Annotated in this window: 14 protein-coding genes; 9 read left to right on the top strand and 5 right to left on the bottom strand. The window is 50.0% G+C overall.

Features of this window, described 5'->3' with window-relative positions:
• Nucleotides 1–241: 241 nt before the first annotated feature.
• The 5 genes from CLV60_RS10050 to CLV60_RS10070 all read left to right on the top strand — a co-directional run bounded on the left by CLV60_RS10050 (nt 242) and on the right by CLV60_RS10070 (nt 8,567).
• Nucleotides 242–1,171 carry a DUF6268 family outer membrane beta-barrel protein gene (locus CLV60_RS10050; RefSeq protein WP_229210903.1) on the top strand — a complete coding sequence of 310 codons (930 nt, stop codon included), beginning with the start codon at nt 242–244 and terminating at the stop codon, nt 1,169–1,171.
• A 90-nt stretch (nt 1,172–1,261) separates the two neighbouring features.
• Entirely contained in the window at nt 1,262–2,557 is a 1,296-nt protein-coding gene (locus CLV60_RS10055) for an esterase-like activity of phytase family protein (RefSeq protein ID WP_106595243.1), read from the top strand.
• Nucleotides 2,558–2,625: 68 nt separating this feature from the next.
• Nucleotides 2,626–3,513: a hypothetical protein gene (locus CLV60_RS10060; RefSeq protein ID WP_211302229.1), complete on the top strand. Its 888-nt coding sequence runs from the start codon at nt 2,626–2,628 to the stop codon at nt 3,511–3,513.
• 167 nt (nt 3,514–3,680) lie between these two features.
• Nucleotides 3,681–7,013 carry a SusC/RagA family TonB-linked outer membrane protein gene (locus CLV60_RS10065; RefSeq protein ID WP_106595244.1) on the top strand — a complete coding sequence of 1,111 codons (3,333 nt, stop codon included), beginning with the start codon at nt 3,681–3,683 and terminating at the stop codon, nt 7,011–7,013.
• Between the two features lie 12 nt (nt 7,014–7,025).
• On the top strand, nt 7,026–8,567 hold the full coding sequence (locus CLV60_RS10070) for a RagB/SusD family nutrient uptake outer membrane protein (RefSeq protein ID WP_106595245.1): 1,542 nt from the start codon (nt 7,026–7,028) through the stop codon (nt 8,565–8,567).
• A gap of 57 nt (nt 8,568–8,624) precedes the next feature.
• On the opposite strand, the gene CLV60_RS10075 is transcribed toward CLV60_RS10070, so the two are convergent.
• Entirely contained in the window at nt 8,625–9,377 is a 753-nt protein-coding gene (locus CLV60_RS10075; protein ID WP_106595246.1) for a DeoR/GlpR family DNA-binding transcription regulator, read from the bottom strand.
• A gap of 142 nt (nt 9,378–9,519) precedes the next feature.
• Between CLV60_RS10075 and CLV60_RS10080 the strand changes: the two genes are divergently transcribed.
• Complete coding sequence (locus tag CLV60_RS10080) at nt 9,520–9,885, top strand: DUF4406 domain-containing protein (protein ID WP_106595247.1); 366 nt, start codon at nt 9,520–9,522, stop codon at nt 9,883–9,885.
• Here CLV60_RS10080 and CLV60_RS10085 read toward each other — a convergent pair whose 3' ends face one another.
• Entirely contained in the window at nt 9,886–11,184 is a 1,299-nt protein-coding gene (locus CLV60_RS10085; RefSeq protein ID WP_229210904.1) for a sensor histidine kinase, read from the bottom strand.
• 156 nt (nt 11,185–11,340) lie between these two features.
• The gene (locus tag CLV60_RS10090; protein ID WP_106595249.1) at nt 11,341–13,758 is read right to left on the bottom strand and encodes a TonB-dependent receptor; all 2,418 of its coding nucleotides are present in this window, start codon (nt 13,756–13,758) and stop codon (nt 11,341–11,343) included.
• 121 nt (nt 13,759–13,879) lie between these two features.
• Here CLV60_RS10090 and CLV60_RS10095 point away from each other — a divergent pair, with 121 nt between their 5' ends.
• A complete protein-coding gene (locus CLV60_RS10095) occupies nt 13,880–17,662 on the top strand; it encodes a hybrid sensor histidine kinase/response regulator (protein ID WP_106595250.1) in 3,783 nt (1,260 codons plus the stop codon).
• A 280-nt stretch (nt 17,663–17,942) separates the two neighbouring features.
• On the opposite strand, the gene ytxJ is transcribed toward CLV60_RS10095, so the two are convergent.
• Nucleotides 17,943–18,275, bottom strand: a complete 333-nt coding sequence (ytxJ, locus tag CLV60_RS10100; RefSeq protein ID WP_106595251.1) for a bacillithiol system redox-active protein YtxJ — start codon at nt 18,273–18,275, stop codon at nt 17,943–17,945.
• 260 nt (nt 18,276–18,535) lie between these two features.
• Here ytxJ and CLV60_RS10105 point away from each other — a divergent pair, with 260 nt between their 5' ends.
• Both CLV60_RS10105 and CLV60_RS10110 read left to right on the top strand, forming a co-directional pair.
• Entirely contained in the window at nt 18,536–19,087 is a 552-nt protein-coding gene (locus CLV60_RS10105) for a hypothetical protein (RefSeq protein WP_106595252.1), read from the top strand.
• A gap of 10 nt (nt 19,088–19,097) precedes the next feature.
• Nucleotides 19,098–19,436: a helix-turn-helix domain-containing protein gene (locus CLV60_RS10110; protein ID WP_106595458.1), complete on the top strand. Its 339-nt coding sequence runs from the start codon at nt 19,098–19,100 to the stop codon at nt 19,434–19,436.
• On the opposite strand, the gene CLV60_RS10115 is transcribed toward CLV60_RS10110, so the two are convergent.
• The gene (locus CLV60_RS10115; protein ID WP_106595253.1) at nt 19,405–20,331 is read right to left on the bottom strand and encodes a S1C family serine protease; all 927 of its coding nucleotides are present in this window, start codon (nt 20,329–20,331) and stop codon (nt 19,405–19,407) included. The two genes, CLV60_RS10110 and CLV60_RS10115, sit on opposite strands and share 32 nt — an antisense overlap.
• Nucleotides 20,332–20,419 lie beyond the last annotated feature (88 nt).

Genomic DNA, 20,419 nt, shown 5'->3' on the forward strand with positions numbered 1-20,419 from the left:
GTTTTCGGCTACTTTGTTTTTGATGAGTTATGATGAGGCAATTGGTCAGATAAAAAAATGGGTCGGTATATCTGAATGGACGTCCGGGACGTTTATTAATTCATATTGCCCATACGTATATATGTAATGCGTTCCCGCACCGATTTTGGCGCGGAACTTAATCTATATAATGCTGCGTTATTGGCTCATAGCGAATAATTTAGTGCAACTTAGAACTATTACAACCATTTACAGGCGAAGTATGCAGTTTCGGAAGCCGGAGGCATTTGCATTTTTCTTATCCTTGTGGGGCATAAGCATGGTTTGCTGTGCCCAGAAGCCTGGTTTGCCGGGTATGGCTCCGTCCAAATGGATCACCTTCCGCACGACCCACGCGCCGGGGAAGGTTTATCGATTCGCAAACGGAGGTACGAAGACTTTTACAAACGAGGAAATGTATGTCCGGGCGTGGTTACCGGTGCTCAATAAAAAGAATTTTGCGGTTGTCGTAGGCCCCAACTACCGGGCCGAACAGCTTGAATTTAAAAGCAGTGGCGAGAATCCGGCCAAAAAATTCGAGGGGTGGAACCTTCGCACGTTCGCATTGGATGTGAACTCGTTTGTCAGACTCGATAGCACGTCCTGGCTTTTACTCACCTCACATATTAACAAGACGGGTAATTTCGCGATGCTTTCCGCTAAGGAGATTCCGCTGAACTACACTGTTTCTGCTTCCTATCTGAAAAGAACGTCGCCGAACAAGGAAATCGGTGCGGGGATCATTTTTAACAAAAGTTATAAATTGACCTTCCTGCCTGTTTTTATCTTTAACTACAACCTCTCAGAAAAAGAAGGCATCGAAATTATGCTGCCTAAGAAAATGGCCTGGCGGCATAACCTTTCGCCAAACGACCGCCTTTATTTCAAAGCCGAGGCCGTTACGCGGACGTATTACCTTAACCGTGTGGCCGAAGGAACACCTGATGTTTGCCGCAGGATTGACGTCGATATGGGCATTTCTTACAACCGCAGGTTCGGGAATTTTGCCGGTGTGGAGGTGTTTGGCGGTTACCGCAAGAACATTTCCAATAAAATGGTGCAGGATGCCGTTCCTGTGCGCACTTCCGGCTTGGCCGCCACGGTCGAATTCTACGTTCAACCGCCTAGTTTCAGGGGCAAATCAAGGAAATAGGCCTTAACAATATGTTGATTTGAAGCACGGGGAATTAACTTTTGGGTAAAATCGGTCGGTGTAGTTTTACGCAAACTAACCTGGACACAGATGAAACCCTTTTTACTTTCCTTTATTTCGACAGCCGCGGCCGTCGCGATATTGAATGGCTGCACAGATCACGGTCTTCCCAATGAAACTTATCCGGACAAGGCCGAAGCGCAAAACCCGACCGTCGTTACCCAGGTCGGTAATGTAAAAGTATACAACGGCGGTTTCGGGTCGGCTGTGGTGCAGGACCCGAATGACCATATGGCGTTTTACCTGCTCACTGATCGTGGTTCCAACATCGATGGTACAATTACCGATTCAAAAGTGTTCGCCGATCCGGGATTTGCACCGCAAATCGGTAAATTCAGACTGATCGGTGATCAGCTGGTTTTGGAAAAGACGATCGAGTTGAAAAACGAAAGCGGAGCAAAGCTGAATGGCCTCCCTAACCCTCCCGGATTTGGTTATACCGGAGAACTGGCCCTGGACGTGAACAACAATACGCTGCCTAACAGCATCGACGGCCTCGATTCGGAAGGCCTGGCGCTCGCGAAAGACGGCACGTTTTGGGTGAGCGACGAATATGGCCCGCATATCGTCCATTTCGATGCGAACGGCAAGACCATCGAGCGGATCAATCCGTTCGGTAATGGCACAGGCGGCCGCAGAATTCCGCTGGTTTTTGCCAAAAGGCGCCCGAACCGTGGAATGGAAGGGCTGACGATTACGCCCGACGGCAAAACGCTCGTTGGTATCATGCAATTCCCGCTTTACAATCCGTCGGCTTCGGATGTGTCGGGCTCGCTGGTGACGCGTATCCTTAGTTTTGACATTACAACCGGCCTCAGCAAGGAGTATGTATACCTCATCGACCGTGCCAATTTACAGGCGAATAGCGAAATCGTGGCCATTGACAATACCACTTTCCTTGTGCTCGAACGTGACGGCGAATATGCTACCAATGCCAACCGCGCAACGGTGATCAAAAAGGTGTACAAAATCGACCTGGGTAATGCTACCGATATTTCGGATCCGGCCAATGGTGCGAACGGCAAGTTGTACGGTGGACTTACCGTAGAACAGTTGAAAACTGCCGCTAACCTGGCTGCTAATGGTATCAAGCCCGTGACCAAGACACTCGTGGCGGATCTGATGACCGACATTCCAACGCTCTATCCTCACGATAAAGCCGAAGGTATTGCGATTATCAATTCCACCACCATCGCTATCTCCAACGATGACGACTTTGGGGTAGTAGGAGCCGGTGGTGTATATGCACAAAAACTGCTTCCGGCCACCGGTGCTGTCGATCGTAACACGATCTATTTCGTGAAATTGAAACAGCCACTTTGGTAAGAACCCGAATTTTCGAAGCGGGTGTGGGGTTTTGCTCCGCACCCGTATTTTTTAATACCCATATCCAAATGAAACGATTGAAACTCCTGGCCTTGGCGGCCATTGCCGCAAGTGCGGTAGCCATTCCTGCATTCATTATCCCGGGAAAACCGGAAGTATCGCTTGTTTCCTCGCAAACCATCGATTCGCTTGGTGCATGCCAGGGCGCGGCTTACCTGGATGGAAAAGTGTATTTGTATGGAGACCGTGAGGTGGGAATGGTGCGGGAGTTTAGCCGGAAGGGCAATTCCATGCATTACACAGGAAGGGAAATCCGGCTGACCGTCGATGGTATGGATGTAATCAATCACCCGACCGGCATTGCGAAGCATGGCAAGTTGCCGGTGTTCATGGGCAATAGCATCCGGCTGAATGCCGAGGGAACATTGTGGCGCGCTGTGATTTACGAGGTCGATTGGAAGGGCTTGCTGAAAACTGGCACCCTGGATGGCAACCTGGTTCGCACGATCGAGGATGATGCCTGCATTCAGGGGACGAGGCCGGAGTATGTGGAGTACAATGGCAAATGGCTGGTAGCGACAGCCGATTACGGCGACAAACGTAACGAAGTGCGGCTCTACGACCCGGCTGTTTTGCAAAAGGTAGATAAGACGAGCGCGCCGGGCGTATTGGTGACGAAATTTACCTGCGGACCCTGGGTTCAAAACTTGCATTGGGTGCCCGAAAAAGGAGTTTTAGTATTAATTCAAAACCAGATTGAAGGCCGGCGTTGGCGTTTCACATTTGTAGATCTGAAAAAATCGCTTGAAAAAGGGGAGCAGGTAGTGCTTAACTCGGTGGATATCGACAAAGCAGATGAACTGGAAGGTTTTACATTCACTGGTAATTCTTCGAAAGGCATCGCGGTGACCTCATCCCGAAAAAGCAATGTGCATGAGCTACGCGTGACCTGGTAGATGGCTACTTCTGGTTCTTGAAAATTTTACATTTTCATAATAAACACGTTCGATTCACTTAATAGTCCAAAAATACTTTTGCGCTCGATTTTTGAGCACGGAGTAGAAGGGATTTAAGGTGAATCGCAACGTGTTTTCTTGTTTTTGTTAAATTTTTTAAAACTATTATGAAGAAACTGATACTGCCAATTGTTCCGTTGGTAATGACAGGTATCCTGGTTTTCAGTCCGGGCAGGCATGCAGTGGCTTCCGGTAAAGGCCGGATGATGTTGGAGAGGCCGACCCGCGCATTGACCGTGACGGGGAAGGTGGTAGACGAGACCGGTCAGCCGTTGCTGGGTGTAACGGTGTTGGAAAAAGGCACCAACAAAGGTACTGTAACTGATGCAGCGGGTACGTTCTCGCTTGAAGCAGGTTCCGGCGCGACGTTGGTGTTCTCATTTGTGGGCTTCATCGCGCAGGAAGTAGTGGTATCGGGCAATGCACCGCTGGCCGTTACTTTGAAAGAGAATGCGATGATGCTGAACGAGTTTGTAGCGGTAGGTTATTCGACCATGCGTAAGAGCGACCTCACCGGTGCTATTTCGAGTGTAAAGGCAAAAGAATTGAACCTCAGCTCACCCACTGTCGGCCAGGCATTGGTCGGTAAAGTGGCTGGTGTGCAGATCTCGCAGGTGAGCGGTGCGCCTTATGTGGGCACGAAGATCCGCGTGCGTGGCGTGGGTTCGGTGAACGCGAGTTCGGATCCATTGTATGTGATCGATGGCTACCCGGCCGGTAACGACGTTTTCATTAACCCGAATGATATCGAATCGATTGACATCCTCAAAGATGCGGCGTCGGCGGCCATTTACGGCTCACGTGCCGCGGGTGGGGTGGTGCTCATCACGACCAAGAGAGGTAAGGAAGGCAAAGGCCGGCTGGAATATGAATACCAGTTTGGCGTGAACCAGCTCAGCAAGAAGGTCGATCTTTTGAATGCCTCTGAATTTGGCCAGCTGATGATCGATGGCCGCAACGCGAGCTACCGAGACCTGATGGTGAATGCGGGCAAGACCTGGAACGACGGCATGTATTCGGACGACAATGCAACCCGTATCAAAAACGTGGGTAATGCGGGTTCTGTAAGCATTCCGACCGATTTGTACGACTTCGCGAACCAGAAGCTGATCACTCCAAAATACAATACCGATTGGCAAAACGAACTTTACCGCAATGCGCCCGTACACCGTCATAATATCTCGTTTTCCGGTGGAAAGAACGGCTTGCGGTACGCGATCAGCGGCGGGCAGCTCAACCAGCAGGGGATTATCCTGAGCACAGGCCAGCACCGGACCAATTTCCGGACGAACCTGGATGCAGATGTGACCAAGAAACTGAAAGTAGGCGCTAACCTCGCATTCACCTACAATACCAATCGCGAAGTGCAGGAGGGCCGTTTCGACAAGGGGCCTATCCTTGGCGCGTTGATTTACATGCCGATTTTCAAGGCATACAATGAGGACGGAAGCCTGGCGAAAAACGAGGCCGCTTCACTGAGCTCGGCATACGGCTACCAGTCTATCGAAAACCCGGTGGCATTGGCGACCGAAACGCATATTAATCGTCGCGGCCAGCGTGGTACATTCAGCGGTTTTGCCACTTACGAGATTATCCCTGATCTGAATTTCAAGGTTAACCTCGGTTTGCAGACCTACAATGAGAAGTACGAATTCTATTCTCCTACCAGCCTGAGTAGCGGTGCCAACCCTCCGGGATCACCACAGGCGATCGCCGCCGCGAATGCGGTATCGCAGATGACGACGCAAATGGACAAGCTCGCGGAGTTTACTTTGAACTACAAAAAACAACTCGGCAAGCACAGTATTGATGGTTTGGTGGGTTACACGGCGCAGGAAAATAACCGTGACATCGTTTCAGTAACGGCCCGCGGATTTTCCAATGACCGTATCGAGGAAATTACCGGAAAAGGAGCGGACGCAACCCTTTTTGCGTTGAATACCGGAGCGGATCAAACCGGCAAGGTAAACTGGACGCTGCTTTCCTACCTGGCACGCGCGGCATACAACTACGACGGGAAGTATTATCTGACTGCCACTTTCCGTACCGATGGCTCGTCGCGTTTCGGCCCGAACAACCGCTGGGGTAACTTCCCGTCGGTGTCTGCCGGCTGGAACATTTCCAACGAGGATTTCTACAAAAATGCATTAGGCAATACTTCTACACTTAAACTGCGCGCAAGCTGGGGATTGAGCGGCAACAACAATATCGGTAACTACAACTTCCTGCAAACCATGGCCGCTCCCGGCGGCGTGGTGTATGGAAACGGTTCCGTCAATACCGCTATGTGGGCAACGGGCATCAAGGACCTGAACCTGGGCTGGGAATCGACTTCGCAGTACAACTTCGGTGCGGACCTGGGCTTGTTTAACGACCGGTTGTCGATCATGGCGAATTACTACATCAGCCGCTCGTTCAATCTGTTGTTTAATCAGCCGTTGTCGGCCATTTCCGGTGCATCGACCATCCTGACCAACCTTCGCAATTCGAAAGTACAGAACAAGGGTATCGACCTGCAAGTGGACGCCCGCGTGATTTCCACCAAGGATTTTGACCTGAACATAGCCGGTAACATTTCTGTGAACCGCAACAAGGTACTCGATATGGGCGGCGCCAGCACGATCATTACCAACGGTGCCGAGCGTTCTTACCTGACGCACATCACGCAGGAAGGGCAGCCGATCGGGATGTTTTATGGCTTTAAGGTGAAGGGAATGGTACGCGAGAAGGATATGGAGAATATTGCCGCCGACAATGCGGTGTATAATTCTTCGACGCAATCGTTCCCTGCGGGTTATCAGCTCAAAGGACCTGCGCGTTCGACGGCCTCGACCAACCCGCTTCGTCCGGGCGACCTGTATTTTGAGGATGTGAACAATGACGGTGTGGTAAACGATGCCGACAAGCGCGTAATAGGCTCGCCGCATGCGAAATTTACTTACGGTTTCGCGATTACGGCCAGCTATAAGAGCTTCGATTTCAGCTCGTCATTCAATGGAACTTATGGCAACAAGGTACTCGACGGCCAGGATTACTATCTCTACAACATGGAAGGATCGGGTAACCAGTACGCCAAAGTGGCTAACCGCTACCGTTCGGAATCGCAGCCGGGCGACGGGCACGTATACCGCGCCTCACGCGGAGGGACGCAAAGCAACAGCACGCGTTTGTCGACCTTCTACTTGCAGGACGGCTCATTCCTGAGATGTACCAACCTCACATTGGGTTACAACATGAACAGCATCGGCAGCCTGACCAACAATGCCATCAGCGCATTGCGTGTGTATGTAGGTGTGGACAATGCTTTCACTTTGACCAAATACCTGGGCTACAACCCGGAGGTGGATTACAACAACGGGGCTAACCTGACGCCGGGTGTCGATTACGGGAAATACCCGCTCGTGCGTGCCTACAACATCGGTGCCCGTATTACATTTTAAGCAGCAGAAGAGATGATCAAGCGTAAATACATTTTCAATACATTGTTTTCAGCATTCGGACTGGTGGCCCTGGCGGGATGTTCCAACGATTTCCTCGATCAGGAAAATCCGAATGCGGTGTCGGCGCCTACCTTTTACAGGACGCCCGACGACGTGGCTCTGGCCATAAATGGGATCTACAATTCGCTTCGCGATGGTAATGGGATCGGCGAAAACAGCGGGTTGTTCAGCGAGGAACGTTCCGATAATACCGGCCGCAACGACAACCAGTCGAATGCGGGCGAGCCGTTCCAGTTCAACGATTTTTCGCTGTTGCCCAGCAATACTTACCTGAAAAACCACTGGCTGACGCTCTTCCAGATGGTAACGCGCTGCAACCAGGTGCTGGCGGGTATCGAGCGCGTGACTTTTACGGATGCCAACCTGAAAGAGCAGTATAAGGCCGAGGCGAAGTTTATCCGTGCATTGACTTACTTCCACCTCGTGCGCAAATGGGGCGATGTGCCTTTGGTTACCAAAGAATTGCTCAGTACTGATGAGGTAACTGCCGCGACGTTCCGCGAGAAGCAGGATGTCGTGTACAACCAGATTGCACAGGACCTGAAAGACGCCGTAGCTTCGACTTTGCCGGACAAACAGACTGCCAACACGAAAGGTAAGGTGACCAAAGCTGCCGCCAATGCATTGCTGGGGCAGGTGTACCTCACCATGGCGACTACGCTGGATGCTGCCAACCGCACGGCTAACCTGAACGAGGCTAAAAAATACCTGATGGCGTCGTACAACCTGCGCTCATTCGGCGAATTGAAGGAAGTTCCTTATGTTGATGTGTTCGATGTGGCTAAGAAATCGACCAATGCGGAGATTATTTTCCAGGTAGTGAACAAGCAAGGCGATATCAACTTCTCGTCTTCGATCGCTCGTAACAACCAGGCGAAAGGCGAAACGATCAATTCACTGTTCGCGTCGTCGGGCTCGGGCGGTAATGTTACGCCAGATCTTGTGCAGGATTACGAGGAAGGCGATGTGAGAAAAGACTTTTCGATCAAATTTGCCAACGACCCGATCGTGAAGGATTATTTTATCACCAAATACCGCGACGCCAGCTCAGCGGCGACTACCAACGGCTACGGCGGCAACGACTGGATACTGATCCGCTACGCCGACGTGATCCTGATGCTCGCCGAGGTGAATATGCAATTGGGCGACGAGCCGACTGCTATTGGTTTCCTGGACCAGGTGCGTGAGCGTGCGGGCCTGCCGAAATACGCGGCTTCCAAAGCCAATGCAGATTACGCCGCGAAATACCCAACCCTGAAACTCGCTATCCTGCACGAGCGTCGTGCGGAGCTGGCATTCGAAAACCATCGCTGGTTCGACCTGCTGCGCTTCTTCACGACCGACGAGCTGGTGACTTATTTCAAAAGCAAAAAACAGGAGGATTTCGGTATTGCGAAACTCAGCAATTTTGGAAAGAAGGACCGTTACTATCCGATCCCGTTTGACGAAACCAAACTGAACCCGGAGAAAATGTACCAGAACGAAGGTTACTAAAACCTGAACCGGACTATTGCCAGCCCTGCGTTAATAAGCGCAGGGCTTTTTTGCTTATTACCCGGCGATTTCCACGTGCAGCCCGCTTTGCTGCAATGCAGTGGTTTTGGCAGCGTCGGCATTGGTAATGAGGGTATGAATGGCCGAAAGCTCCGCGAATTTTACATAGCTGTCTTTGCCGATTTTGGATGCATCGCAAAGCAGCATTACCTGGCCCGCATTGCGGATAAATGCGGTGGTAATGGTCGATTCGTGTTCGCTGTGCGCGGTAAGGCCGTTTTCTGTGGATAGGCCATCCACACCGATGAACGCCTTGTGTGCGTGGTAGCCGTTAATATGCTGCACCGCCTTGTCGCCGTGAACGGCTTTTCGCGCCTTGTTCAGTTCCCCGCCGATGAGGTTGATCTGAATTGAGGGCACATCGATCAGTTCTGCTAAAATGGGCAGCGAGTTGGTAATCACCCGAATGCTTTTCTTTTTCAAGAACCGGCACATTTGAAATACGGTGCTGCCGCAATCGAGAAAGATAATGTCGCCATCCTGCACGAAAGAGGCCGCCTTTTCGGCGATCTGCTCTTTGACAGGATTATTCACGCCCGATTTCTCCGAAAACCCGGTCAGTACCGGGTTCTCCATTTTCATGGCGCCTCCGTGCGTACGTATGAGCAATCCTTCCTCCGCGATGTCGCCCAGGTCACGCCGGATCGTCGCCGGCGAAGCTTCCAGTATTTCGGCCAGCTCAAACACGGTGAGGCTCTCCACATCGTCCAGTGCGGTGAGAATTTTTTTCTTCCGTTCTTGAAAGTTCATAGTAAATGTTTACTTTTGATCAATATTAATCAATTTTGATTAATATTGATCAATCTATTAGCTTTGAATGGCATTAATGCTCGCCAAAAGTAGCATATATGATCAGTTTTAATAAAATCATTTCACTTAAATCAAATCAGCCATGAGTGGATTAATGATCCTGGTTGCCGGACCGTACCGGTCGGGGACGAATGACGATCCTGTTTTAATGCGTAAAAACCTCGATTACCTGGAATCAGTGACGTTGCAGCTATTTCGTGCCGGGCATCTGCCGGTGATCGGGGAATGGGTAGCGCTTCCCCTGCTCAAACTGGCAGGCTCCAAAGTGCCGGGCGATGCGCCTTACGAAGAGATTTTGTACCCGGTAGCCGGGCGCCTTTTGCACAAGTGCGACGCAATCCTAAGATTAAAAGGGGAATCAAAAGGCGCTGATGAAGATATCAGGATCGGCCGCGAACGCGGTTTACAGATTTACTACGACCTTGCTGATGTGCCCGGCTGCGGGTGATCATAGCAAATTAGGCTGGCGTGCCTTGTTTTTGTCGAACATTGGTACCGAGATGTAGAAACAAGTTCCAGCTCCCGGCATGCTTTCCAGCCAGATTTTTCCTTTCTGGGCTTTGATGAACTCCATGCAGAGCATCAGGCCCAGGCCAACCCCTTTCTCGTTGTTGGTACCGAAGGTCGACTCGACATTGAGTGAAAAGACCGACTGCTGTTTTTCCCAGGACATCCCAATGCCGTCGTCTTGCACGGAAATAAGGCAATTGTTGCCCTGTGCTTCGGCCTTCACCATAATATGGCCGTCCACGCCGGTGAATTTGATGGCATTTCCCACGATATTCCGTAGGATCAGCTGCATCATGTCGCTATCGGCGTAAATACTGGCGGATGGGTCAAAATAGTAGTCGAGGGTGATGTTTTTCCGGGCCGCAATATTGCGTTCCAGGTTGAGCGTCGGTTCGAAAAGCGATTGCACATTCAGGTATTCCATGTGTGCTGAAACCCCGTGCAGCTGTGATTTCGACCAGTCGAGCAGCTTGGAGAGCATTGCCAGTGTGTTTTTGGTCGAATTGAGGAGTTCGTTTTCGATGTCGAGCTTTTGTTCTTCTTCCAGTTCGTGCTGCGTAAGCAATTCGAGGAAATTCTGAATGCTTGCCAGCGGCGAACGCAGGTCGTGCGCGACGATGGACATCAGCTTGTTTTTCTCTGCATTCAGCTTTTCGAGTTCTTCATTCTGTTTAACAATCTGAGTGTTTTGCAATTCTATCGCCTTCGATTTTTCGAGGGTGGATAGTTTTTCGTTTTCATAACTTCCCCTGATGTAATGGATGCAGAAATAGGTAATGGCTGCAACCACCGCGTACGCCGACATGTGGTCGACAAAGCGGTTGGAGCGGGTCGTGTACGTATCCGGAACCAGGTGAGGGTAATAGAATTCGATGAGATTGAGGATGATCAGGACCGTGACGTTGATCGGTATCCACACTTTATACTGGTCCGCAGGGCTGATAGCGATGCTGAGCAGCAGAAAGAGCAGGAAGAACAGGTCGGTAGGCCCGCGCAGGCCCGAATTGAGAAAATAGTTGACCAAAAACAGCGATAACCCGACAATGTTGGCGATCAATGTGCTGACACTGACCATATTCTTGAAGCGGGACGCATAGTACAGCGCCATCGTGATCAACAAAACGATAAGACTGGCCAATGCTATTTTGGGCAGTCCTATCGCATAGTTGAACGGTACATTATAAAGTAGTGCGAAGGTCGAGATCAGGCATACCGAATGGAAAATACGGGCGTTCATCGGAAACACCGAGGGGTCACCGGATAGGTTAATCCAAGTTCGATAGATTGAATCTTTGAGAGGCAAGATGTGTAGGGTTTCTTTCCTACAAATATAACGTACGCATTTTCATTAAACACAAGTAGAATTAATATTAATTGCCGTGTGGAGATCTATTTAACCTTTGATGCGGTTCAGCTCATCTTCGGACCCCGATCTTCTGCTGCGCGCAGCCTTGATTTCCTTGCTTCCGAAACGGTAATTGAAGTTGACACGCAGCATCTGGCCTTCAAAACGGAACCGGAGGCGTGTTTCGATCCCCGCATATGCCGATGTGTACCCGCCGCGCGCCGTATGGAATACGTCGCTGAATGTTGCTTTCAAACTGGCATTATCCTTCCAGAATTTCTTTTGGACGCCAATATCCACCATGCCCATTTGCCAGTTGTAATCAATGCGGCGGTAGGGTGAATTGTACCAGCCGGATAGCTCGATCGTCCAGCTGTTTTTGAGTTTGAACGTATTCTGTCCGTTGAGGTTGAATGCGGTTGTCCGGTTGTTGACCACCACGCCATTGTCCAGCGCGGCTTTCCAGAGATTGTGGTACCCGCTGATATTGAAATTGAGCTCCCACCATTTTGTGATCGGCGTGGTAAGGCTCATATCCAGACTGAAACCCTGCGAATAATCGAGGTTTTCCGTGATGAAGTAGGTGCGGCTGCTATCGTAGGGAATGCGCAGGCCGACGACCGGAAACCTGGTGCGCCGGTACCCGAATGAAGTCGTGAGTATGCCCTTGTACACGTGTGAAAGTTTGAAACTGTTGGCATATTCGGGTTTCAGAAAAGGGTTTCCTTTGGAATAAACCAGCTCATCGATGCGGTACTCGAAAGGATTGAGGTTCTGGTAACTCGGGCGGTTGATGCGACGGCTGTAATTGAGGTTCCAGGTGTGGTTTTTGGAGGCCCGGAACGAGATAGCACCACTTGGAAAGAAACTCAGATAGGTCGTATCGACTTTATCGAGGTCGTTATGTTTGTAGCTCGTCAGGTCGCCCAGCGATTTGGTATGCTCGGCGCGGAGCCCGGCTTGCAGGTCCCATTTTTTGCCAAGGGATATGTTGTAGTTGACATAAGCCGCATACACGCGTTCGAGGTATTTGAAGCGGTTGCTGCGGTTAGTATCGATGACCTCCACATTTTGTAAAACATTGAAAAAATTGAAGGTGTTGTCCGATTTTACATCCGACAGCTTCACGCCATAACCCAGTTTTCCCTTTTTGAATGGCTGCTCGTAGTCGATCTTGAAGGACTTAATGGTAATGTCCACGGGTGTTTTCGAAACGTAATTCCGCTCGATAGGCGTGTCACTGGTTGTCTGAAAATGATATTTGTTGGGCTGGTAACTGATCCCCCGCGAAGAAAACCGGCCGTAATCGGCATCGATGTTCAGTTCGTGCCCGGTGGTATCGGCATAGCGATAGTTCACATTCAGGTTCAGGTTCTTGTTTTTCTCCGGGTTGGACGTCCGCGACGACAGGATGAGCGAGTCGGCAGTCAGATTGTTACGTTTGCTGATGAAAGTCTCGCTCTCTCCGCCGCCGTTGTGGTTGCTGATGCGGCCATTGGCGCTGAAACCGAGGGTGTTTTTGGAATTGATAAAATAATCGGCCCCAATTTTGGCACTGTGTGTGGTGTCCCGCCAGATGCCATGCCATACTTTGTTGTAAGCTATATTGTTGAGGATCTGATCGTCGTAAGTCGTGTTATGCCACGCGCCCTGGTTGAAACCGTAATTGCCGAAAACGTTCAGCTTCTTGTCCCGGTGATTCAGGTTCAGCGATGCATTGTATTTGGGTGTTATGCCAAACATGCCACCCAGGCTGACATTGCCGTTGGTGCCCAGCCTGGCATTTTTCTTGAGACGGATATTGATAATGCCGAGGTCTCCCGCGGCGTCGAATTTGGCGGAAGGGTTCGTGATGATTTCAATCGCTTCAATATCAGCTGAATTCATGCTTTTTAAGGTGGAGGCAAGGTCTTTGCCTGCCAAAGGTGAGGGACGGCCGTCGATATAAATGCGGACGCCCGTTTTGCCCCGTACCAGGATATTCTCATCCCTGTCGACCTGCACGCCGGGTGAGCGTTGCAGGAGGTCGAGCGCATTGGAACCGGTGGCATTAATGCTCGCTTCCACATTGAAAACCATCCGGTCGTTTTTTACCTCGATGAGCGGCTTGGTACCGGTTACCTTCACTTCACTCAGTTGTTTCGCCTCGGGTAACAGCGAGATCGCGGACAGTTTCACATCCTGCCCAGCCACATCGAACACGGCCGAATGGTACATTTGTTGTCCCACCGCTGAAATGCGCACAAAATACTTACCATCGGGGATGCCGCTGATTTTGAAGGTGCCCTGCTCGTCGGCGACGTCGGCTTTAACCAGTGTGGAGTCTTTGGATTGATTGATGGAAACCGCTGCAAATCCGACGGTTTCATTTTGTTGGTTTTTGACATTGCCGCTCACTGTGAATGTCTGGGCGAAGCCGGCAAAGGAGAGTCCATGAATTAGCAGGCTGAGTAGTGTTTTTTTCATAAATGGCTAATATTCGTATAGCCCAAAGAGTAAGAATTGGTTTGGATGTTGCATTGGGTCATAATTTTTCTACATTTAAACCGATAATCGACGTTTCTTATCCAGAATTGATGAAAGTGCCATGAAGGCCATATTTTGCAGGGTTGTGCTGCTTTACATCCTATGCTTTCAGCATGTTTTCGCACAGGAGTTGACGCCCAGGTTCAGGCGGCTTACCACGGACCAGGGCTTGTCCCAGAGCCATGTGAGCGCGATTCTGAAAGCCCGGGGAGGCTTCATGTGGTTCGCCACGGAAGACGGCCTCAACCGGTTTGATGGTTATAAATACACTCATTATAAACACGATCCGGCGGATCCGGGCTCCATTCACGACAGTTTTGTATTATCGCTGCTGGAAGACCATGAGGGGAAATTGTGGGTGGGAACCTCCACGGGCCTGGACCGGTATGACCAAGCGACGGACAGCTTTACGCATTATCCGCATCCGCGGCGCAGCCTGGCGATCAACACCATTTTTAGGGATAGCCGTAACCGCTTCTGGCTGGGCACCGACCAGGGCCTTTATCTTTTCGACCGCAGCCGTGGGACCTACCAGCTTTTCCGCTACCCGGGGAGGGACGCAGGTCAGGGAAGTGAATTCGTAACCAGTATTGCAGAGGGAAAGGGCTATATACTTTGGGTGGGAACGGAAAATGGGCTTTTCAGGCTCGATGTGCAATCAGGAGTTCTTGCAGCATATGAGTATGGAGCCCGTTCAGGTGCTGGGCGCATCCAGGCAGCCGCGAACCGCAATGCGTTAAAATCCGACTGGGTCAAAGTGTTGCATTTCGATCGTAAGGGCAATCTATGGGTAGGGACGCATGGCGGGGGCGTTTCGGTCATCGATCCGTCGGGAAAAATTGTGAGGCATTTTGAGAACAGACCACGCGACCCGTGGAGTCTGGGGCACAACGACATTCTTTCGATGGCCGAAGACGGCACCGGTAAGCTCTGGATCGGTACGGAGAATGGGGGAATCAGCATTTATGACCCGCCAACCGACCGGTTCTTCTCGGTGCGTAACAATCCCGACGACCGCTACTCGCTTAGCAACAATTCGGTGTACGCGATTTACCACGACAATGCGGAAAATATGTGGGTCGGTACCTATTCTGGCGGCGTATCATACCTTCCGAAATTCGGGCCGAAATTTGACTCTTACCGTCGGAAAGTTAATAATGCCAATAGCCTGAGCAACAATGCGGTGCTGGCCATTTGCGGCGATAGTACCAGCGACGATATCTGGATCGGTACCGATGGCGGAGGGCTCAACAGGTTTAACCGTAAAACAAAGAATTTTACATTTTACAAGCACCTTGCGGGTGACCCGCATTCGATTTCGAATGACTATGTCATTTCGGTGATCTGGATCGCCAGGGACGTGCTTGCCCTGGGCTTTCACAATGGCGGGTTTGATTTTCTGAATGTCAAAACCGGTACGATCGAACACCATTTGCCGGAGGAGGGTAACCCGAATAGCCTTTCGATTTCGGACGTGAACAATATGATGCGGGACCGGGACGGCAATCTCTGGATCGGTACATGGAAGGGCGGGCTTAATTTTTACAATGTCAAAACAAAAGAGTATACACACTACCGGCACGACACAACTGACCCCACGAGCATCAGCGGCGACATCATTACCACAATTTTTCAGGATAAAAAGGGGAATATCTGGGTAGGGACATTCAATGGCCTAGACCTGCTGCTGCCCGGCCGCACGGGTTTCAGGCATTTCCGCAGCAGGCCTAATGACCCTTCGAGTATTTCCCACAACAAGGTGCAATCGATCCTGGAAGCCGAAAACGGCGATCTCTGGATAGGAACGGTAGGCGGTGGATTTTGCCATTTCGACCAGAAGAAACAGCAATTCAAGTCGTTTACGGAAAAGGATGGGCTTGCGAGTAATGTGGTATTTGGAATTCAGAAAGACAATAAGAATAACCTCTGGCTTAGCACAAACAAGGGTATTTCCAAATTTAACCTGCCAACTAACAGTTTTCGGAATTACGGCATTGCCGACGGTCTGCCGGGCAATGAGTTCCGGGACAATTCCCGCTTTCAGACGGCCGACGGGCAGATGTATTTTGGGGGTATTAACGGTTTTATCAGTTTTTATCCCGACAGCCTGCGTTACAACGATTTTGTGCCGCCCGTGTACATTACAGATTTTCAGATATTTAACCGCCAAGTCGTCACAGGAGGCAGCGATCATATCCTCAAACAGCAGATCAGCGAAGCCAAAACCATTACCATCCGTCACGATCAGTCGGTGATAACTTTTGAATTCGCAGCATTGAGCTACACCGTCGCAGAGAAGAACCAGTATGCCTATATGCTGGAAGGTTTCGATAAGGGTTGGAATTACAGCGGTAACAAACGTACGGCTACCTACACCAACCTCGACCCGGGCACATACACATTCAGGGTGAAGGGCTCCAACAACGACGGGTTGTGGAATGAAAAGGGTGTCGCTGTGGAATTGATTATCAAGCCGCCCTTTTGGCTCACCTGGTGGTTCAGACTGTTGACCGCTGCATTGATTGTTGCACTGATTGTAGCTCTGTATCAGATCCGGACTTACACGATCCGCAAACAAAAGCGGGTTCTCGAGCAGCAGATTAAGGAGCGGACAAAACAGCTCGAACGTGCGATCGGTGAGCAGCAAATGGCGGTGGAAAAGGCTGAGCTGGCGAATAGGGCCAAAAGTGCATTCCTCGCCACGATGAGCCATGAGATCAGGACGCCGATGAACGGGGTGATCGGCCTGGCTTCGCTGCTTGCCGAAACTGACCTGACCGAAGAGCAGCGTAATTTTACCAAATCGATTCAGACGTCCGGGAGGGATTTGCTGAACGTGATCAACGATATCCTTGATGTTTCCAAAATTGAGTCGGGGAACATGGAGCTCGAAGAGAAAGAGTTTGGCTTGAAAGCCTGCATTGGTGAAGTGATGGATCTTTTCCGCGCTAAAACCGCTAGCAAGCCGCTGGACTTGACATTGGAAATTGAGGAAAATGTGCCGTCACGCATTGTGGGGGATCGTTTGAGACTTGGGCAGATTGTGACGAACCTCGTAGGCAATGCCGTTAAATTCACGCCCAAAGGCGAGGTGCGTGTGCATGTGTATGTGATCGGGCAGGAGGGCGCGGATGCCAAACTGGGGTTTGAGATCACCGACACTGGTATTGGAATCGCGGAGGATAAGCTCGATAAATTGTTCAAACCTTTTTCGCAGGTGGATTCGTCTACGACGAGACAGTATGGCGGCACCGGTCTCGGCCTGGTGATTTGTGAAAAACTGACCACGCTCATGGGCGGCGGTATCGAAGTCAAAAGCGAGTTGCAGAAGGGCAGTACCTTCCGCTTTTGGATCACCGCAAAGGTTGCTCCGGATGTACAGGAATCCAATGAAATTAGGCCAAAAACTGACGAAACGGAGAGAAAGCTTCATGCCGATTTCGCCAGCCGGCACCCCATGACAATCCTGGTGGCCGAGGATAATAAAGTGAACCAGATTGTGATCATGAACACCCTGAACAAGCTAGGCTATCATGCCGACTTGGCACAAAATGGCCTGGAAGTCCTCGATCAGGTACAAAAAATCGGTTATGACGTCATTTTAATGGATATGCAAATGCCGAAGATGGACGGGCTGGAAGCCACGCGGCAGATCAGGGCGCAAAATACCGTACATCCGTTTATTATCGCTATGACTGCCAATGCATTGCAGCAGGACAAGGAAAAGTGTTTTGAGGCCGGAATGGACGATTATCTCAGCAAGCCGGTTATCCTCGACGACTTGGTGGTGCTGCTCGAAAAATGGGCGGCCCGTTTGGAACCGCGCCATTCGGGCAATGTGTAGCCCCCGGCGATTTCGAAAACTCTGGCAAAACAAGAAGAGCAGCTTTTAGGCTGCTCTTTTGCGTCTGTTTGTGATGAAGTGTTAATAAGCTTTGACGATAGCCTGCTTGGTACAAAATCCATACCATTTGTTCGAAAGTGATCGAATAGCGTAGGGCGTCATAGTTCCTGTTTGTTGATGACACAAATATAATGGATTATTTCCTTTATAATGGATATAATCCATAAAAATATTTTCGACCGATTCCCGGCGAGCTGTTTTGGGCAAATAGTTGTTGGATTTAGTTCAAAGAAGCCAGTGAATCCCGCAAGGAAACGTCCTCGTGCGACGCGTCATAAACGCACTGTCCGCCCTTCACGACCAGGATCTGGGGAGATTCGTGCACAACGCCAAAGTTGTTTGCAATGGCCTGGGATTCCTTGCGGTTCTGGATCACGTCCACAATGTAAATGGGTATCTGAATGTCGGAAGCCGCATTAACTTCCGATCTGAGTTGCCGGTAGGCCATGAGACTGGTAGCGCAACGGGGGCTGTGTTTATAAATGATGGAGTAATCGGCCGATTGATAAATATTATCTACTTCTTCTTCACTATTAATAGTAATCCAGTTCATAACCTGTCAAAAATTTCGTCAAACTATTTGCAACAGGTTACACAACACACAAAACGTGGTTTTTCATTCCATTGGAATTGAAAAAATGCTCTCAGAGCAGCTCAAAGCACAAATCAGGCATTTTTGCTCCATCGAGGAAATTGAAGACGCTGCTCGAAACCGTTTGATTTTTGTGTTTGTAGAAGTCCGTTACCAAACCAGAATGTTACCGTATCAAGAATAAATGACGAGGTCTAATATAAACCTATAAGTTTATTTTTATGGAGGTAAATGGTATATTTGAAGTGGTGCCCGGTGGCTTGCACTCGATTCAGTTTGCAGGGGAAGACGATCATGAGTTTTCGAGGATATTCCGGTTGTGGAACGATGCAGAATATTTGCAATCGTTTTTCGAGATACATTATGGCGATTTACTGGCTTTTTGGGAGTATATGCCTGTTAAGGAGGCAGTAAGGGTCACTAGGATGGAAGCTGCAAGGCTTGAAAATGAAATATTGAGTATAGCTATTTCTGTCGCGCTTGGAGGTTCCGAAAATTTATCGATGATATTTAAGCCGTTAAGTCCAGCAACATGGCGCGTGGATAAAATCGAAAAGAGTAAAGCCCGCGGATTGCGAAGGAAGAGTTGGCTAAGGGTATATGCTATCAGATTGGGCGTGAACCATTTCGTTGTGACGGGTGGAGCGATTAAATTGACGCGAACCATGAACGAGCGTGAGCACCTCTACGAAGAGTTAGCAAAACTGGAAGAAGTTTGTCGGTTTTTGAGGGGCGACCAAAAAGATGATTTTGGATTATTTGAATTATTTTAAAGCAAAGGAAATGGACGCATTAACTAAATTAAAACTCATGGCAGTGCCGGACACGACCTGGATAAAGGAAGCTACATTCCGTCAGGAAAATGCCTACTGGCTGGATGTGTCATTTGACATCGCATTAGAAGTCTTATGTACATTGCGTGAAAAAGGCATGACGCAACGTGACCTTGCTGAAATGATGGGCTGCTCCCCGCAGTACATCAGCAAAATCCTGAAAGGTTCCGAAAACCTTACGCTTGAGACGATCTGTAAAATGCAAAAGGTGCTTCAAATCAAATTGATTGAAACACCTTATAGCCGTTTACTGGATGCTAAGCCTTCTTCTCAACCGGAACAACAATAAAGTTGAGCAGTTCCGTGTGCCGGATCACCGAAATGTCCGTTATGCGAAGGATGTCGCGGGTGGTGAGTGCTTTGAACAGTTCATTGGAATTGCGGACAGGCTTGCCGTTGAATGAAACGATGATGTCGCCTTCCATCAGCTGCGAGCGCGATGCAGGAGTATTCGGTTCAATGTGCGTGATGAAGATGCCCTCGTGGTTTGGGAGCTTGTGGTGCTGACGGACGCGCTCATTCAAAGGGACATCCTGCAATTGCAGCCCCAGGTAAGCCTTGAATACCTTACCGTCGCGGATTAGTTGCCGTGCAATCTCCTTCGCCGTATTAATATCAACCGAAAAACTCAGTCCCTGAGCTCCCTGAATGACTGCTGTGTTGACGCCGATCACCTCTCCATCGGTATTGATCATCGGGCCGCCGGAGTTTCCCGGGTTCAGCGCCGCATCCGACTGGATTACATTATCGACAAACCGGCCCGATTGCGTCTGCAAAGTCCGGCCGAGCGCGCTTACCACGCCTGTGGTGACGGTATGCTGGTAGCCGTAAGGGTTTCCGATCGCGATCACAAACTGGCCGATCTGCAATGCGCCCGAATCGCCGAGTTTAGCTACCGAATAGCCCTGGGTGTATATTTTGAGGATAGCGAGGTCGGTGTCCGGATCTTTGCCTACTAGTGCGGCTTCGATCTCGTTCTCATTCAAAAGGCTGACCATAATTTTCTCAGCACCATCGACTACGTGGCTGTTGGTAAAAATGAGCCCGTCGGAAGAGAATATAAACCCCGAGCCGGAGCCGGCCGGGCGGATTTTACCATTGATTGTCTTGAATATATCGATTTTTACAACGGCATTTTTGATCTGATCAACCGCGCCGATGATCATACTTGAAAAGGTGTCCATAGCTGCTGGATATCGTTTTAGGGATGCCTGTTCAAAAAGCTGTCCAGCAGGCCCTAAGTGCCAAAGTGGCGCGCTGCGGAAGTACAGC

Source organism: Dyadobacter jiangsuensis (genome assembly GCF_003014695.1).
Lineage (GTDB): Bacteria > Bacteroidota > Bacteroidia > Cytophagales > Spirosomataceae > Dyadobacter > Dyadobacter jiangsuensis.

Excerpts from the sequence above, each read along its gene's own strand:
- CLV60_RS10050 (WP_229210903.1), top strand. The coding sequence starts at position 242 with ATGCAGTTTCGGAAGCCGGAGGCATTTGCATTTTTCTTATCCTTGTGG.
- CLV60_RS10055 (WP_106595243.1), top strand. The coding sequence starts at position 1,262 with ATGAAACCCTTTTTACTTTCCTTTATTTCGACAGCCGCGGCCGTCGCG.
- CLV60_RS10060 (WP_211302229.1), top strand. The coding sequence starts at position 2,626 with ATGAAACGATTGAAACTCCTGGCCTTGGCGGCCATTGCCGCAAGTGCG.
- CLV60_RS10065 (WP_106595244.1), top strand. The coding sequence starts at position 3,681 with ATGAAGAAACTGATACTGCCAATTGTTCCGTTGGTAATGACAGGTATC.
- CLV60_RS10070 (WP_106595245.1), top strand. The coding sequence starts at position 7,026 with ATGATCAAGCGTAAATACATTTTCAATACATTGTTTTCAGCATTCGGA.
- CLV60_RS10075 (WP_106595246.1), bottom strand. The coding sequence starts at position 9,377 with ATGAACTTTCAAGAACGGAAGAAAAAAATTCTCACCGCACTGGACGAT.
- CLV60_RS10080 (WP_106595247.1), top strand. The coding sequence starts at position 9,520 with ATGAGTGGATTAATGATCCTGGTTGCCGGACCGTACCGGTCGGGGACG.
- CLV60_RS10085 (WP_229210904.1), bottom strand. The coding sequence starts at position 11,184 with ATGAACGCCCGTATTTTCCATTCGGTATGCCTGATCTCGACCTTCGCA.
- CLV60_RS10090 (WP_106595249.1), bottom strand. The coding sequence starts at position 13,758 with ATGAAAAAAACACTACTCAGCCTGCTAATTCATGGACTCTCCTTTGCC.
- CLV60_RS10095 (WP_106595250.1), top strand. The coding sequence starts at position 13,880 with ATGAAGGCCATATTTTGCAGGGTTGTGCTGCTTTACATCCTATGCTTT.
- ytxJ (WP_106595251.1), bottom strand. The coding sequence starts at position 18,275 with ATGAACTGGATTACTATTAATAGTGAAGAAGAAGTAGATAATATTTAT.
- CLV60_RS10105 (WP_106595252.1), top strand. The coding sequence starts at position 18,536 with ATGGAGGTAAATGGTATATTTGAAGTGGTGCCCGGTGGCTTGCACTCG.
- CLV60_RS10110 (WP_106595458.1), top strand. The coding sequence starts at position 19,098 with ATGGACGCATTAACTAAATTAAAACTCATGGCAGTGCCGGACACGACC.
- CLV60_RS10115 (WP_106595253.1), bottom strand. The coding sequence starts at position 20,331 with ATGGACACCTTTTCAAGTATGATCATCGGCGCGGTTGATCAGATCAAA.